This window comes from Mesorhizobium loti R88b (assembly GCF_013170845.1).
Classification (GTDB): domain Bacteria; phylum Pseudomonadota; class Alphaproteobacteria; order Rhizobiales; family Rhizobiaceae; genus Mesorhizobium; species Mesorhizobium loti_B.
On sequence record NZ_CP033367.1, the window covers coordinates 2,668,933 to 2,682,111 of the forward strand.

The 13,179-nt window shown below is 62.8% G+C and carries 12 protein-coding genes; 7 read left to right on the top strand and 5 right to left on the bottom strand.

Annotation, left to right across the window (positions count from 1 at the left end; genetic code table 11):
* Positions 1 to 240: 240 nt before the first annotated feature.
* A complete protein-coding gene (locus EB235_RS12905) occupies positions 241 to 1,512 on the bottom strand; it encodes a hypothetical protein (protein ID WP_027030602.1) in 1,272 nt (423 codons plus the stop codon).
* 107 nt (positions 1,513 to 1,619) lie between these two features.
* On the opposite strand from EB235_RS12905, the gene EB235_RS12910 reads away from it, so the two are divergent.
* From EB235_RS12910 to EB235_RS12935, 6 genes are all read left to right on the top strand, one after another.
* Positions 1,620 to 2,684, top strand: coding sequence for a CapA family protein (locus EB235_RS12910; protein ID WP_032925516.1), 1,065 nt, complete (start codon positions 1,620 to 1,622; stop codon positions 2,682 to 2,684).
* A 159-nt stretch (positions 2,685 to 2,843) separates the two neighbouring features.
* A complete protein-coding gene (locus tag EB235_RS12915) occupies positions 2,844 to 3,800 on the top strand; it encodes an IS5 family transposase (protein WP_027032034.1) in 957 nt (318 codons plus the stop codon).
* A gap of 242 nt (positions 3,801 to 4,042) precedes the next feature.
* Complete coding sequence (locus EB235_RS12920) at positions 4,043 to 4,990, top strand: DUF3137 domain-containing protein (protein WP_051429857.1); 948 nt, start codon at positions 4,043 to 4,045, stop codon at positions 4,988 to 4,990.
* A 448-nt stretch (positions 4,991 to 5,438) separates the two neighbouring features.
* Positions 5,439 to 5,681 (top strand): DUF1344 domain-containing protein, encoded by a 243-nt coding sequence (locus tag EB235_RS12925; protein ID WP_027030598.1) that lies wholly within the window; start codon positions 5,439 to 5,441, stop codon positions 5,679 to 5,681.
* Positions 5,682 to 5,805: 124 nt separating this feature from the next.
* Positions 5,806 to 7,428, top strand: coding sequence for an FAD-binding oxidoreductase (locus tag EB235_RS12930; RefSeq protein WP_027030597.1), 1,623 nt, complete (start codon positions 5,806 to 5,808; stop codon positions 7,426 to 7,428).
* A 70-nt stretch (positions 7,429 to 7,498) separates the two neighbouring features.
* Positions 7,499 to 8,125, top strand: a complete 627-nt coding sequence (locus tag EB235_RS12935; RefSeq protein WP_027030596.1) for a hypothetical protein — start codon at positions 7,499 to 7,501, stop codon at positions 8,123 to 8,125.
* 7 nt (positions 8,126 to 8,132) lie between these two features.
* Here the strand turns inward: EB235_RS12935 and EB235_RS12940 are convergent, their stop codons facing one another.
* The 4 genes from EB235_RS12940 to EB235_RS12955 all read right to left on the bottom strand — a co-directional run bounded on the left by EB235_RS12940 (position 8,133) and on the right by EB235_RS12955 (position 11,386).
* The gene (locus tag EB235_RS12940) at positions 8,133 to 8,654 is read right to left on the bottom strand and encodes a hypothetical protein (RefSeq protein ID WP_027030595.1); all 522 of its coding nucleotides are present in this window, start codon (positions 8,652 to 8,654) and stop codon (positions 8,133 to 8,135) included.
* A gap of 147 nt (positions 8,655 to 8,801) precedes the next feature.
* Positions 8,802 to 9,800, bottom strand: coding sequence for an alpha/beta fold hydrolase (locus tag EB235_RS12945; RefSeq protein WP_027030594.1), 999 nt, complete (start codon positions 9,798 to 9,800; stop codon positions 8,802 to 8,804).
* A gap of 14 nt (positions 9,801 to 9,814) precedes the next feature.
* A complete protein-coding gene (locus EB235_RS12950) occupies positions 9,815 to 10,945 on the bottom strand; it encodes a hypothetical protein (RefSeq protein ID WP_027030593.1) in 1,131 nt (376 codons plus the stop codon).
* Positions 10,946 to 10,951: 6 nt separating this feature from the next.
* Entirely contained in the window at positions 10,952 to 11,386 is a 435-nt protein-coding gene (locus EB235_RS12955) for a hypothetical protein (RefSeq protein ID WP_027030592.1), read from the bottom strand.
* Positions 11,387 to 12,239: 853 nt separating this feature from the next.
* Between EB235_RS12955 and EB235_RS12960 the strand changes: the two genes are divergently transcribed.
* Positions 12,240 to 13,178, top strand: a complete 939-nt coding sequence (locus EB235_RS12960) for a diacylglycerol/lipid kinase family protein (RefSeq protein ID WP_027030591.1) — start codon at positions 12,240 to 12,242, stop codon at positions 13,176 to 13,178.
* Position 13,179 lies beyond the last annotated feature (1 nt).

The following is a 13,179-nucleotide window of genomic DNA, read 5'->3' on the forward strand; positions in this document are numbered from 1 at the left end:
CCGGAGGGAAAGGAAGGGCGCGTTGCTGGAGGAGTGTTGACGGCAAAAAGCCTGGCACCTTTCCTCTACCCCGTCGATCGGGGGAGAGGTGGCTCGGCGAAGCCGAGACGGAGTGGGGGTCGACCAGCGCAGCATAAGAGAATGTATCCGCCAAGCACGCTATCGCCAAAGACCAGCTGCTTGGAAATGTGTGCATAGCGCAGCCGCTTTGCGGGCGAGGAACCCAAGTTCTGCTGGACCTCAGTTAAACCACAGCGCAAAGGTCAAAAACCCACCACCGCCGAACTCGCGCTGGATCTGGTCGAAATCCTCACTGGTCAGGATCTTGCCGGTTTCCAGATAGGGCGCGATTCCAGGGCCTGTGATCGACAGCACCAGGTCGAAGGGCTTCGGCTCGTCGAAGAAGCGCTTCATGTTGATGCCCTTGCCGGTGATGCGGAAGTGCGGCAGCAGCACGCGGCCTTCGAGGAGATCCTCGGCCATGCTCAAGGTGGCGAGCCAAGCTTGCACCTGCTCTTCGCCGACTTCGAGGCCGGTGAGCGGGTTCTCGCCCTTCTGCTGCGGTCCCGGCAGCCATTCGCGGTCATTGTCGGTCTCGGCACGGATCGCCTTCCAGTCCTCGCGCGACAGCCGGATCATTTCCAGCAATTCCAGGCGCGCAGCCTTGCGGCGCTCCGGCTCCACCACCGGCCAGTTGATGAGATGCACCATCGAGATGAAATCGGCGATGCGCCATTCCGAGGAGAAGATGTTCGAGCCCATCTCGCTCGGTGGGGGCACGAGAATGTCCTGCAACGGCAGTTTGGCGCGCGGGAACAGCATGTGGAAGGAGCCGTCGAAAGTGCTCCTGAAATCATGCGCCAGCCAGAAATCGGCTTGCGCCATCAGGAACTCGGCATAGCCCTGCAGCCAGTAGCCGTCGGCGCGATCGAAGCGGAAGGTGAGCGCGGGTGCGGCATCACCCTGCGAGATGCTGCCGCGCGACAGCGCGGCCATGACCGCCGCCATGCTTTCGTCCGGCGCGATGGTGCCGTCCTCGTTGAGGTCGATGCCGACATGGGTGAGGTCGATGACCATGCCGATATCGGCATCGGCCGGCACCGAGCCCAACGTGGTGGCGGATTTTTCCAGCCGGTCGCGGAAGGCGACCAGTATGGCGCGGAACTCTTCGTAGGTCAGCGGCTCGGGGTTGGGATTGGGCGGCACCGGCAGCTGCATCAGCGGCAACATGAAGGACTGCGGGCTCTCGAAGCCATGGCGGTGGAGGCCGCTGGCGAGCAACTCCAGTGCTGTGAAGAATTCGCCGGCGCCGGCGGCATAGGCCGATGCCGGGTCTTTTGGCGCGGCTGCCTCCAGCGCCGAGAGAGCGCTGTTGCGCGCGGCCACGGTCTTCGCCTCGAACAGCGCCGTTGCCGCTTCGGGCATGGCGGCACTGGCGGAAGCAGCACTGGCGGAAGACAGGGGCAGAAGCAAAATGAAGGCGGATGCCAGCAGGCTTGCTATTCGGGTCATCATTTTCCTCCCATGCATTTGTCGTTGGCGACCATATACGAATGTCGGTCCATGCGCTTCAACCCGCCCAGCGGACAGTCTAAACAAGGCAAACGATTGGACGTCGCGTGTCGAACTATCCGCTTTCCTACAAACTGTCCTGGCTGCCGCGTTTCCTGAAGCCGTCGCTTGGCGGCGATAGCAGTGGTTTCGCGCCGATGGCAGGGACGTTCATGGATCCGCCGCCAAAGCGGACGGTGCGGTTGGCCTTCGTGGGCGACATCTCGGCGGTGGCCAATCGCCGTGCGCCGGACTGCGATCCGGCGATCAAGGCGCTGCTTGACAGCGCCGATCTGGTGATCGGCAATTGCGAAAGCCCTGTTGTAGACAAACCAAGTGCCGTGCTGGGCACGAAGCTCGGCACGCATCATGCGATGACCGAGCGCTTCCTGGCCGAGGCGCTGGCGGCGGTCGGAATCGCGCGTGAAAGATTGGTGCTGTCACTCGCCAACAATCATGTCCTCGACCAGGGCGTCGCCGGTTTCGACGGGACGGTGGCGGCGCTGCAGCGGATCGGCATCCGCATCATTGGCCTCGCTGCCAATGGCCCCGTGCAGCCGGTCAAGGTCGGAGCCCTGAATGTCGGCTTCGCTGCCTTCACGCTGTGGCGCAATGCCGACGAACACCTGTTTGCCGGGCGCGTGTTGACGGATGGCGATCTGACAGGCCGGCCGCGTGACGGTTTCGATCTTCTCTGCGCCGTGCCGCATTGGGACTGGGAGTTCCGGCACTTTCCCCGCGTCGGGACGCGGGCACTGGCGAGGCGGCTGGCCGGGCAGGGCGTTGGGCTGATCGCCGGCCACCACGCCCATGTCGTGCAGCCGGTGGAGCGGATCGGCAGGACGGTCGTCGCGTATGGGCTCGGCGATTTCCTCGGCACGGCCCTTGCCCGCCAGCCATGGCCTGGGCGCATTGGCGGGATTTTCGTTGTCGATGTGAGTGCTGATGCCGGGACGCGTGGGATGGTTGCGGCTTACCGACTGCGTCCGTTTGTGCGGCTACGGAACGGGGATCATGAGCGGCTGGTGCCGGTGGAGGCGCTGGAGGGCCGAATGCGCGAGAAGGTGGTGGGGCGGCTAGGCGCGGTTTTCCCTTCTCCCCTTGTTGTGGGAGAAGGTGGATCGGCGCGGTAGCGCCGAGACGGATGAGGGGTGTTCCAGCGGAGTGAGGCGTTGGTGTTCCCTGGAGCACCCCTCATCCGTCGCCTTCGGCGACACCTTCTCCCGCAAGGGGGCCTGTTGCGTAATTCGCTGGTTGTGATTCTCTGATGCGGACGCTCGGAGGGAATCACGATGGCAGTGAAGCAGACGGGTCAGTTGAGCTTGGCGGAAGCCTTTCTGGGTACCAAGCTGGTGGGCGGTTCTTCGCCGCTCGACCGGCTGTCAGGTTTGGTGAAGTGGTACCGCTTCGAGAAGCTGCTCAACCCGCTGCGCGATGGCGGACCGGGTCGGGCTGCATGGCCGCCGCTGGTGCTGTTCAAGGCACTGCTGCTGCAGTCGCTCTACGGCCTATCTGATCGCGAACTGGAGGAGGCGCTGAGCGACCGGTTGTCATTCAGGCGTTTTGTCGGGCTTGGTCTTGAGGAGAGCATTCCCGATCACACGGTGCTGTCGCGCTTTCGCAACCTTCTTGTCGGCGAAGGGCTGATGGAGAAGCTGTTTGGCGAACTGGATCGGCAGTTGGAGAAGGCCGGCGTGATCTTAAAGCGCGGCACAATGCTGGATGCCACGCTAATCGACGCGGTCTCATTGCCGCCGACGGACGAGCGGCCGTCGAGGGATGCCGATGCCCGTCCCACCGTAAGACAGAGTAAGCGCGACTTCACCTTCGGTTACAAGGCCCATGTCGGGGTGGATGAGGGCTCCGGCCTGATCCGCACGGTGATCACCACTCCAGCCAACGTCAACGACACCGTGGTGGCCGATGCCTTGATCTGCGGCGACGAAAAGACGGTATGGGCGGATGCCGCCTACGACACCCATGCCCGCCGTGCTCGGCTCAAGGCTGCAGGCAAGAAGCCCCGCATCGCGCGCCGCCCCAACAAGCACCATGCGCTGCCGCCGCGGCTCAAACATTACAACCGTCTGATCGCCAGACGGCGTGCCGCAGTCGAGACCACCTTCGCCACGCTCAAGAACCGCATGAAGCTGACCACGATCCGCTATGTCGGGCTGGCGAAGGCCACTGCCCAGGTGACGATGGCGGCGATCGCCTTCAACATGCGCCGATGGATTGCCATCTCGGGATAGGTGCGCCCGGTATCCGGCTTCAAGGGCCGCACTACCATCGAACTCCACCCCAAAACCCAAAGCCAAGCGAGACCTCTCGGTCAAATCGCTCCGCAAGTCTGCTCTCGCTAACTACGCAACAGGCCCACAAGGGGGAGAAGGGAAGGTCGCGCTTGTTGCTCTGGCTGGCGACTTTCCCATAGATGCAGATATCATGAGCCGGTCGAGGCAGCAGGGGGGTAGCGGTGGAAACAGCGGATTTCATGCCAAGCGAGACGATCATCGCCGGCATCCGGAAAGCCATCGAGGCCTATGAGACGGCGAGGGCTTCGACATTGCGGCAGGTGCGCTGGCGGGTGCCGCTGTTTGTCGGGCTGGTGCTGGTGGTCGTGGCGCTGATCGCCTGGCTGTTCAACAAGGTCGCCGATCCCCACGAGCAGTGGTTTTCGCCGCCGCATGTGTTTCTCTACATCATCGGTTTCGTGGTGGCGATCCTGCTCTATTTCCGGGCGATCCGGCCGGCGACGCGGCTGCAGCAATCGTTTCGCGAAACGCTGATGCCGATCATCTTCGGCTTCATCGGGGACATGCGCTATCAGCACGATGTGACGCCACATTCCTTCGACCGGCTGCCGCGCGAGACAGTCGGCGGCGCCAGCATGAGCCGCTTCGACGATATCATATCGGGACGCTATGACGGGTTTGCGTTCGAACTCTACGAAGCTGACCTTTGGGATGGGGCGTCGACCAAGACCAAGGCGACAACCTTCAAGGGCGTCATCGTCGCTTTCGAGGCCGTCGAGCCGTTCCCGGGAATCCTGGTGGCGACACGGCGCACCAATGCGGTGATGGGCTTCTTCCGCGGCATGTTCGCCAGCAAGATGCAGGAATTGGCGTCCGGCGTGCCCGAACTTGATGCAGCCTACGAATTCCGCTCCGACAATGTCGAGGCGGCGCGGCCGCTGGTGATGGGCCGGCTGGCACAGGCGCTGAAATGGCTGGGCGAGACATGGCCGGACGATCCGGCCCGCGTCGCGCTTAATGGCGGCGACGGTTTCCTGCTGTTGCCGCAGGCGAAGAATTTCTTCGAGCTGCCCGAGATTTCGGTGCCGCTCGATTACACCAGACATGTCGCGCCGATGATCTCGGACATGGGTGCGATGCTGGCGACGGCTGCGCTGGTGCGCAAGATCGGGGCGAAGGACGGATAGACTCTTTGTTTTTACGCAATTCCCAAGGGAAAGCGCTACGCGCTTTTCCCGGGAAAAACCGCCACGCACTTTTCCTGGAATTGCTCTGTCGACCCTCGTCCGCACCGATCCATGAAACAAAATTTGTCCCGATGGAAAATCAGCAGGCTGTTTCGTGATGCTGGCCGATGCGGATTGCGGCAGCGGCGTGGTGGTTGAAGCTCGCCCGCCGCAATCCAGCTAAAGGACTCATTTCATGGAATGAACTGCGCACATCGCGGAAGCTGAAACCCCTGGATGTCATGCCGGCCGCAAGCAATGTGTCAGAATTAAGCCTATGATTTTGTTTGCGAAAATTCATCCAACGTGATTTGCGGCCAGCAGGCTTTCGGCCCAGTGTCGGCTCGTTCGGTGCTGTCGTTGCCCAAGGCGACGGCCCGGAAAACCGAAACAGCACGGAGTGCATCCGATGAAAAGAACCCTCGTAACCACCGCCGCTCTGCTCGCCTTCCTCGGCACGGCCTATGCAGCGTCCGTTCAGGGCACCATCCAGGCGGTCGATCCGACGACCAAGTCGATCACGCTTGACGACGGCAAGATCTACCAGCTGTCGCCGGAAGCGAATGTTGGCAAACTGAAGGTCGGCGCCAAGGTGGCGGTGACGGTGGATGACAAGACCGGCATGGTGACGTCGATCAAGAAGGCGTCGTAGAGACCGTTCAGGCGTCTCCCTTCTCCCCGTTTTACGGGGAGAAGGTGCCGGAACGCCGTTCCGACAGCGCCCCTATGGTTTTTGCCAATGAGCCACGCTATCCCTTGGCCAACGGGGGATATACATGGCCGAGGACCAAAAAGGCTTTCGCCTGTCGCGCCGGCTGGTGCTCGGCGCGGCGGTGGTCGGCGGCGCGATGCTGTGGGGCGGTACCACATTGGCGCGGCTGGCGCGCGGCCCGTCGGGGCCAAAGAACGCTGGACGCATCGCCGATATCGATGGCATCGCCCTGCCGCTGAAGCCCCTCTCCAGCCCGCCGGCCTTTGACCCTGCGCTGCCATGGTCGGCCAAGGGCGGCGACATCAACGACGCCAGCGGCCTGTCGCGGACGCCGGTCTACGGTATCGTCGAGGTCAGCGAGGAGGACCACATCGCCAAGGCGTTGGCTTTCGCCCGCGCCAACGGCTTGAAAGTGTCGCTGGCCGCCATCCGCCATTCGATGGGTGGGCACGCCTTCGACGACAATGCACTGGTGCTCGATCTCAGGAAATTCAACAAGGTCAGCGTCGACGCGGCGGCCAAGACCATGACCCTGCAGCCGGGCGCGCGCTGGCACGACATCCAGAACATGCTGCATCCGCGCTTCGCGGTGAAGGCGATGCAGTCGACCGACATTTTTTCGGTCGGCGGTTCGCTGTCGGTCAACGCGCATGGCATGGACCATCAGGCAGGCTCGGTGGCGGGCTCGATCCGCTCGATGCGGGTGATGCTGGCGGATGGCTCGGTGACGACCTGCTCGCCAAGCGAGAACACTAACCTGTTCCGCCATGTCGTCGGCGGCTACGGCCTGTTCGGCGTGGTGCTGGAGGCGACACTCGATATCGTCGACAACGCCGTCTACCGGACCTCGCGTGAAATCATCAAATCGGATGATTTCCCGAAATTCTTTGCGCAGGTGCTGGAGCCGAACAAGGATATTGGCCTGTTCTACGGCCATCTGTCGACGGCACCGGGCAATTTCCTCGAGGACATGATCGTCTATCGCTACGACAAGGTGGCGGAGGAGCCGCCGGCTGGCCAGCCCGAAATCGGCGAACCGGAGGGCGTCGGGTTGAAGCGGGTAATCATCAATCTGGCGAAATGGGGCAGCGTGTTCCAGGAGCTGAAATGGTTCACCGAAAAGACGCTGGAGCCGAAATTCGAAAGCTGCACGGTGCCGCGCACGGCAGCCATGGCGCAAGGCGAGGCGTGCCTCGTCACCCGCAACAATCCGATGCACGATTCGGTGCCGTACTTGTTCAACGATCTGACTGACGAGACCGACATACTGCACGAATATTTTATTCCGCGTGCTGCGTATAATCCCTTCATCACGCAAGCCCGCGAGATCCTGCGCAACCAGACTCTGCCGGTGCTCAACGCCTCGGTGCGCATCGTCCACAAGGAGGATGTGGCGCTCACCTATGCGCCGGAGCCGGCCTATTCGCTGGTGCTCTATATCAACCAGCCGACCGATGCCGACGGCGATGCGAGGATGCGGGCGCTGACAAGGGCGCTGATCGACGTGACGATCAAGCATGGCGGGCGCTTCTTCCTGCCCTACCAGCTGCATTACACGGGCAAGGAGTTGCTGGCATCCTATCCCGAGGTGCCGGCCTTCCTGGCGGCAAAACGGCACTATGACCCGACGGAACTGTTTTCCTCGACCTTCTACCGTGCCATCAAGGCGCTGAGCGGGGTGGCGTAAGCAGTTCCAGGAAAAGTGTGAAGCGGTTTTCCGTCCGGAACTGCTCAGGAATAGAGCAGGAGAACAGTCAATGCGGATGGTATCGGCGGCAGCCCTCACTCTCATCGCGCTGTGCGCTGGACCGGCCGGAGCCGAGGACCTCAAGGCCTTCAAGCTGACCATCGATGGCGTCACGGTCGATATCGATCCCGGCGACACCGCAAATGTGACGCTGCCCGGCGGCAAGCAAAGCAAGGTGACGCTTGAACGCAACGACTTCGCCACCTTTTCCGGCGGCGGCTTCTCTTTCGTCCATCCGAGCGGCATTTCGGTGACCAAGACCGATCTCGGCGAAAACATCACGCAATATCTGATGGCATCGGCGCTGGGCACGATCGTCGTGGTACAGGAATATGGCAATATGAATCCGGTGTCGCTCAACCAGCTGATGCTGCAGGAAATGACGAAGGAATCGGTGCAGGCGGGCGCTGAGCTGACGCAGCAACCGACGACGCGCAAGCTCGCCGACGGCAAGGAATTGACCGGCATCAGCGCTGACGTGAAGACGCGTACCGATGCTGCGCATTTCGAGATCGTCGGCTATGGCCTGGCCGATCAGGGCCTGCTGTTCATCACGCGCGTTGCTGCCGGCGATGACGAGGCCACCGAACAGCCGCTGATCGACAGGTTCTGGGAGAGCCTGAAGCTTGAGATGTAGAGGGAGCCTAAAGCTTGCTCGGCACCAGACCAGCCAGCCAGTTCACCGAGCGTTTTGCCACATCGGCGGTCGCGGAAGCCGCGCGGCCGAGATCGGTCTTGACCACGGCATAGCCGTTCTTGGTGCGATAGAGCACGCCGGTTCCGCCATCGACGACCTGCTCATAGGCGACGGGCCGGGCAGCGTCCGCTTCGACCGCCGTTGTCGGCGAGCCGACCGGGACGCTTGGCCGATGGCTCAATTCCGGCGGCAGCGGGCTTTCTGTCCTGACGACCCTGCTGGCCGGCTTCAGCTCGGGGCCGGATGCGATCGCGGCCAGGTGTGAGGTGGACGACGAGCCCTTGGTGCGGCAGATGCCGGACACCAGCGGATAGTCGAAATTGCGCTGGTGCAGGATCTGGCTCTTCATCGCGGCTTCGCATTCGGCGATCGTCGACCACTTGGCCGGCGTCTCGCCGATATATTCGCACAGCTTGGCATCGCAGTCGCAGCCGACAATGGTCATGGCGACAAGGGCGGTCTTGATCACGGGTCTCGTCCCTTCGAGATGCCCCCCGGCAGCCCATTCAGGTGCATGTCGCGTTTTCAGGCGGCATGCAACCCTCCATCGCGCGCGAACAAGGCGGGATTTGGCCGCGATTGTGAAATGAACGTGGCGGCGCGACGAAACTGCCGCCTATTGGGCCGAGAGCGCGGTCCGTGCCAGGAAATTGGCGATCAATCGCACCACGTCCCGCGGGCGTTCCACCTGCGGGATGTGGTTGACGCCATCGAGAACAGCCAACTCGGCGCGCGGAAACAGCGAGGCAATCTCTTCACCTTGGTCAAGCGGCGTGGTCGTATCGTCTCGCCCCCAGATGACGAGAACGGGTGGTCTGAAGGCACGATAGTTCGCCTTGTTGGCGGCAAGCGATTTCCGTTCGTCGTTGTAGAGGCCGCTGAACAGCCAGTGGCCGACCGCGTCGGTGGTGCCTCTGACGTTCAGCGGGCGCCTATAGATCGCCTCGCGCTCGGCCGTGACGAGATCGTCGTTTTCAATGAAGTTGCGCAGGCCAGGACCGGTCATCAGCGGATTGGTGAAGGTCGAGGCCGTTAGGAGCTGGCGCGGCCAGTCCCTGTTCAGGAACGATGCGAACGGCAAGGCCGGCGCCTCGGTCCGGCCAAGGCCAAGGGCGACATCGAGCAGGATCAGCGCATCGATGCGATCCGGGGCCGAGAAGGCGGCTTCGATCACGCCACCGCCGCCATAGGAGTGGACGCCGACGCTGAAATGGCGAAGGCCGAGCGCGTCGGCAAAACCGAGGACGCGCCTGGCGTGGGCGGCGCGAGAATAGTCCTGATCGGCCGGCCTTTCCGAATAGCCGAAGGGCGGCATGTCGGGCGCTATCACGCGAAAGCCCCGTTCTCCCAAGGGTGCCGCGATATCGCGGTAGGTCTCGGCCCACGAGGCCGTCCCGTGGAACAGAAGCAGCGGCGGTCCGTCGGCCGGGCCCCAGACCTGATAGTGCATCTTCAGCCCGTTGACGGTCACGAATAGCGCGCCGGCCGGCGCTGCCTCCTGCGGCGACAGGTTTTCGCGCAAGGCCGCAGCGCAGCGAAAGCCAACGAGCGCGACAACGATCAGCACGACCAGCGTGAGCGCGAACCAGCCGACAATCCGGATCAGTCGACGCATGGCCGTCTGCCGTTTCAGTAGTCGTAGACGTGTTCGAGCTTCGCGCCTGCCTTCATGAGCGATGGCAGCACCAGATGCAGCTTGCGCACGGCCACCACCATGCCGGTGCGGCGCGTCGAGGGGTCGGCCGGCAAGGGATAGCTGAACAGGATGCGCATGCCTTCGGGCACGGCGATCGAGTCGGTCGAGAGCATGGTGACCATGATCTCGTCATTGCCGCCGATCTCGACGAAGGAGACGCCCTTGTCGATCAGGCGCGGGATCATGTCGGTGAACGCCTGATAGCGCTTGGTGACGAAGATGGTGCCCTCGGTGCCGTAGTCACGTTCCAGCAAGGTGTCGGGTTCGTTGCGGGTGGCTTCGCCGACCGGGCCCTTGGCCCAGACATGGACATCGAGCAAGGCCGGGTCTGAGGTGGCGGCGAGCGCCTGTTTGATCAGGTCGGCATAGCCCTGCTTGATGGTGTCGGCGAGACCGAAGGCGAGCTTGCGTTCGCTGGTGCGGATGGAACTGTCTCCCGGCGCCGGCTGTATGGCGAACAGGCCGGCGCGCTTCTCGGCATACGGGAACTGGTACCACGGCACCTGGTCGAGAAAGCTTGCATAGTCTGCCGCCACCTTGGCCTGGTAGATGTCGGCGGCGGTGCGCTTGGTTGCGGTCGCCTCGGTGATGCGGCCGACCGTGTTCTCATAGGCCCATTGCAGGATGTGCTCGATCGAATGGCTGGTGCCGATGATGACCAGCATCTGGTGGTTTGCATAGTTGAACTTGTAGGGAGAACTGGCGCGGATCACCGTCGCGTAGTCCTGCCAGAAGCGGCCGACATAGGACCAGTAGGGAAAGCCGCTCGGCTGGTCCTTGGCGACGAAGCCGGCATATTCGCGCGCGGCGTAGACGATCGCCCATTCCGGATAGGTGAGGAAGGTCGATTCCTCCGGCCGCTGATAGCCGGGGATTTCGGCGCGCACCTTGTCGGCCAGCGCCTTGGGTGGCGCGCAGTCGGCGATGCCGGGCAGGGGTGACTTGTCGAGCGACTGCGTGGTCAGGAAGCCGTAGCTCAGCCCGGCGATCGGGATGAGGATGACGATGACGATCAGCCAGATAATCGTCTTGATAAGGCGCTTCAGCCAGCGGAACAGGAACATGGCCGGTCAGGCCGTGGCGAAGTGGTCATAGATGCGCTTCGACAGCCAGAAGCCGACATAGACGGCGAAGCCGCCAATGACGATGTGCGGCAGATTGGCGAAGAAGCGGGTGGGGAATTCGATGTCGTTGAGGGAGCGGAAGCCGTTGATGAAGATGCCGGCATCGAGACAGCCGGAGCCGGTGATCAGCCCGAGCACGCCGTCGAACAGGTAGACCGAGCCGAACAGCTTGAAATAGAACACTGCCTGACGGTGCGAAATGAAGGCCGCGGCCAGCGCCCAGACGCCGGAGAAGGCATGCAGCAGGTCGTCGTACCATTGCAGCGAGAACAAGCCGAACAGATTGCCATTGGCATCGTTGAAGGCCGGTATGTAACCGATGGCGACGACGCCGAAGAACAGGAAGGCGTAGGCAACGGCAAGCTTCTGGATGAGCGTCATGAAGTATCCCCCTTCAAAGAGCCCATTTGCAAACGCTACTCTCCCGGTCGCCTGACGCGGTTTTCTGCGCTTCCGATGCTCACGGACCCAAACGTCCGCTGCGCTTCGGTTCTCGAAAGCCACGCCATCCGACTCGGCAGAGCGCGTTTTCAAACGGACTCCGACGTCGAACGTTAGCCGATTTTGGCGCCGGTTGCAGCCCCAACCGAAAACACCGTAAAAATTGTGGGGAATAGCCACAAGACAGTCGGCGCCGGGATTTCTCCCAGCGCCTCCCTGTCAGATCAGGACACGGTCGCGGCAGCAACTTCCGTAAAGTCGTCGCGCCATGCCGGCCTTGATTTTGACGGTCCTGCCAGCCACCGCCCGAAAGCAGCGTCCGTTCCAGACCACGCTGGTCTTGGCCCTTGCGGGCTTTGCCCTGCGCGCCATCGAAGGTTTTTGCCGTCCTTCATGGCAGCATCGGTCCGCCGTCGGCGTTGGCACGCTTTCCGCGGCCCCGTAGGTCTCGGCTACCGTCCCTCGAACAGGCAAGCCTGCTCTCGCTTCGGGCCGTACGGGCCTCAGGAAATCCGCCTTTCACTTCGCCTTTCGGCTTGATGATTGGTAGCCGCCTGAGATGGGTTAAACTTACGCCGGGTAAGGGTCTTGGGGAATGGCCCCAGGCCTGTGGATAGCGGGATTATCGGGGATCGTTTGCCACGAGCCCCGGAATTTCCGTGCCGGCTGCTTTAGACAGCCCGCCCGCTTTTTCGCGTACAGCCGACAGCGCCCCTTGCTCCACCGGCGGGCGCGATGTTGAATGCCGGCAAAGGATCGGGCCTGAACGTCCGGCGCCGGGGAGAGCGGGTATTTGAAAGTCGGGGTGGTACTCAATCCGATTGCCGGTGGCGGCCGGCTGAAACGGCATTGGCCCGAGGTTGCCGCCTCGCTGAAAAAGCATTTTGGCGATTTCGAGCTGCGCGAGACGCAAGCCGAGGGCGATGCCGAACGGCTGGCCATCGACCTCGCCGTCAGCGGCTTCGATCTGGTGATCGCCGCCGGCGGGGACGGCACGGCGAGCGAGGTGGCCGACGGGCTGCTGCAGGCATCCGAAGAGAGCGGCAAGACGACCGAGCTTGGCCTGCTGCCATGCGGCACGGGTATCGATTTCGCGCGCGGCCTCGGCCTGCCGAAGGAGGTGGACGCGACTCTGAAGCAGATTGCCGGCGCCAAGCCTCGCAAGGTCGATGCCGGCCGCATCTGTTACATAGACGACCATGGCGCGCTGGCCAGCCGTCACTTCATCAACATTGCCAGCCTCGGCCTCTCAGGTGCGACGGACCGCGCGGTCAATGCCGACAAGCGCAAGGGCAAGATGTCGGCCAAGGTTCTGTTCCTGTGGCGCACCGTGGTCGAGTTCATCCGCTACCGTTTCCAGGATGTGCGGATCACCGTCGATGATGGCGCCCCGGTCGAGGCGCGCATGGCGCTGGTTGCGGTGGCCAATGGCAAATTCTTCGGCGGCGGCATGATGATCGCGCCGGATGCCGAACTGACCGACGGGCAATTCGACATCGTCATCCTGCGCGCGGCGGGCAAGCTGAAGCTGATCTGGGATATCCGCCTGCTCTATGGCGGCCGGCATCGCAGCCATCCGGCAATCACCATCCTGCGCGGTATGAAAGTGGTTGTGGAACCGCTCGGCGATGTCGAGAAGAATGGCGCACTGGTCGACATAGACGGCGAGTCGCCCGGACGCATACCGGCGACCTTCGAGATCCTGCCGGGCGCGCTGACGCTCAGATATTGAG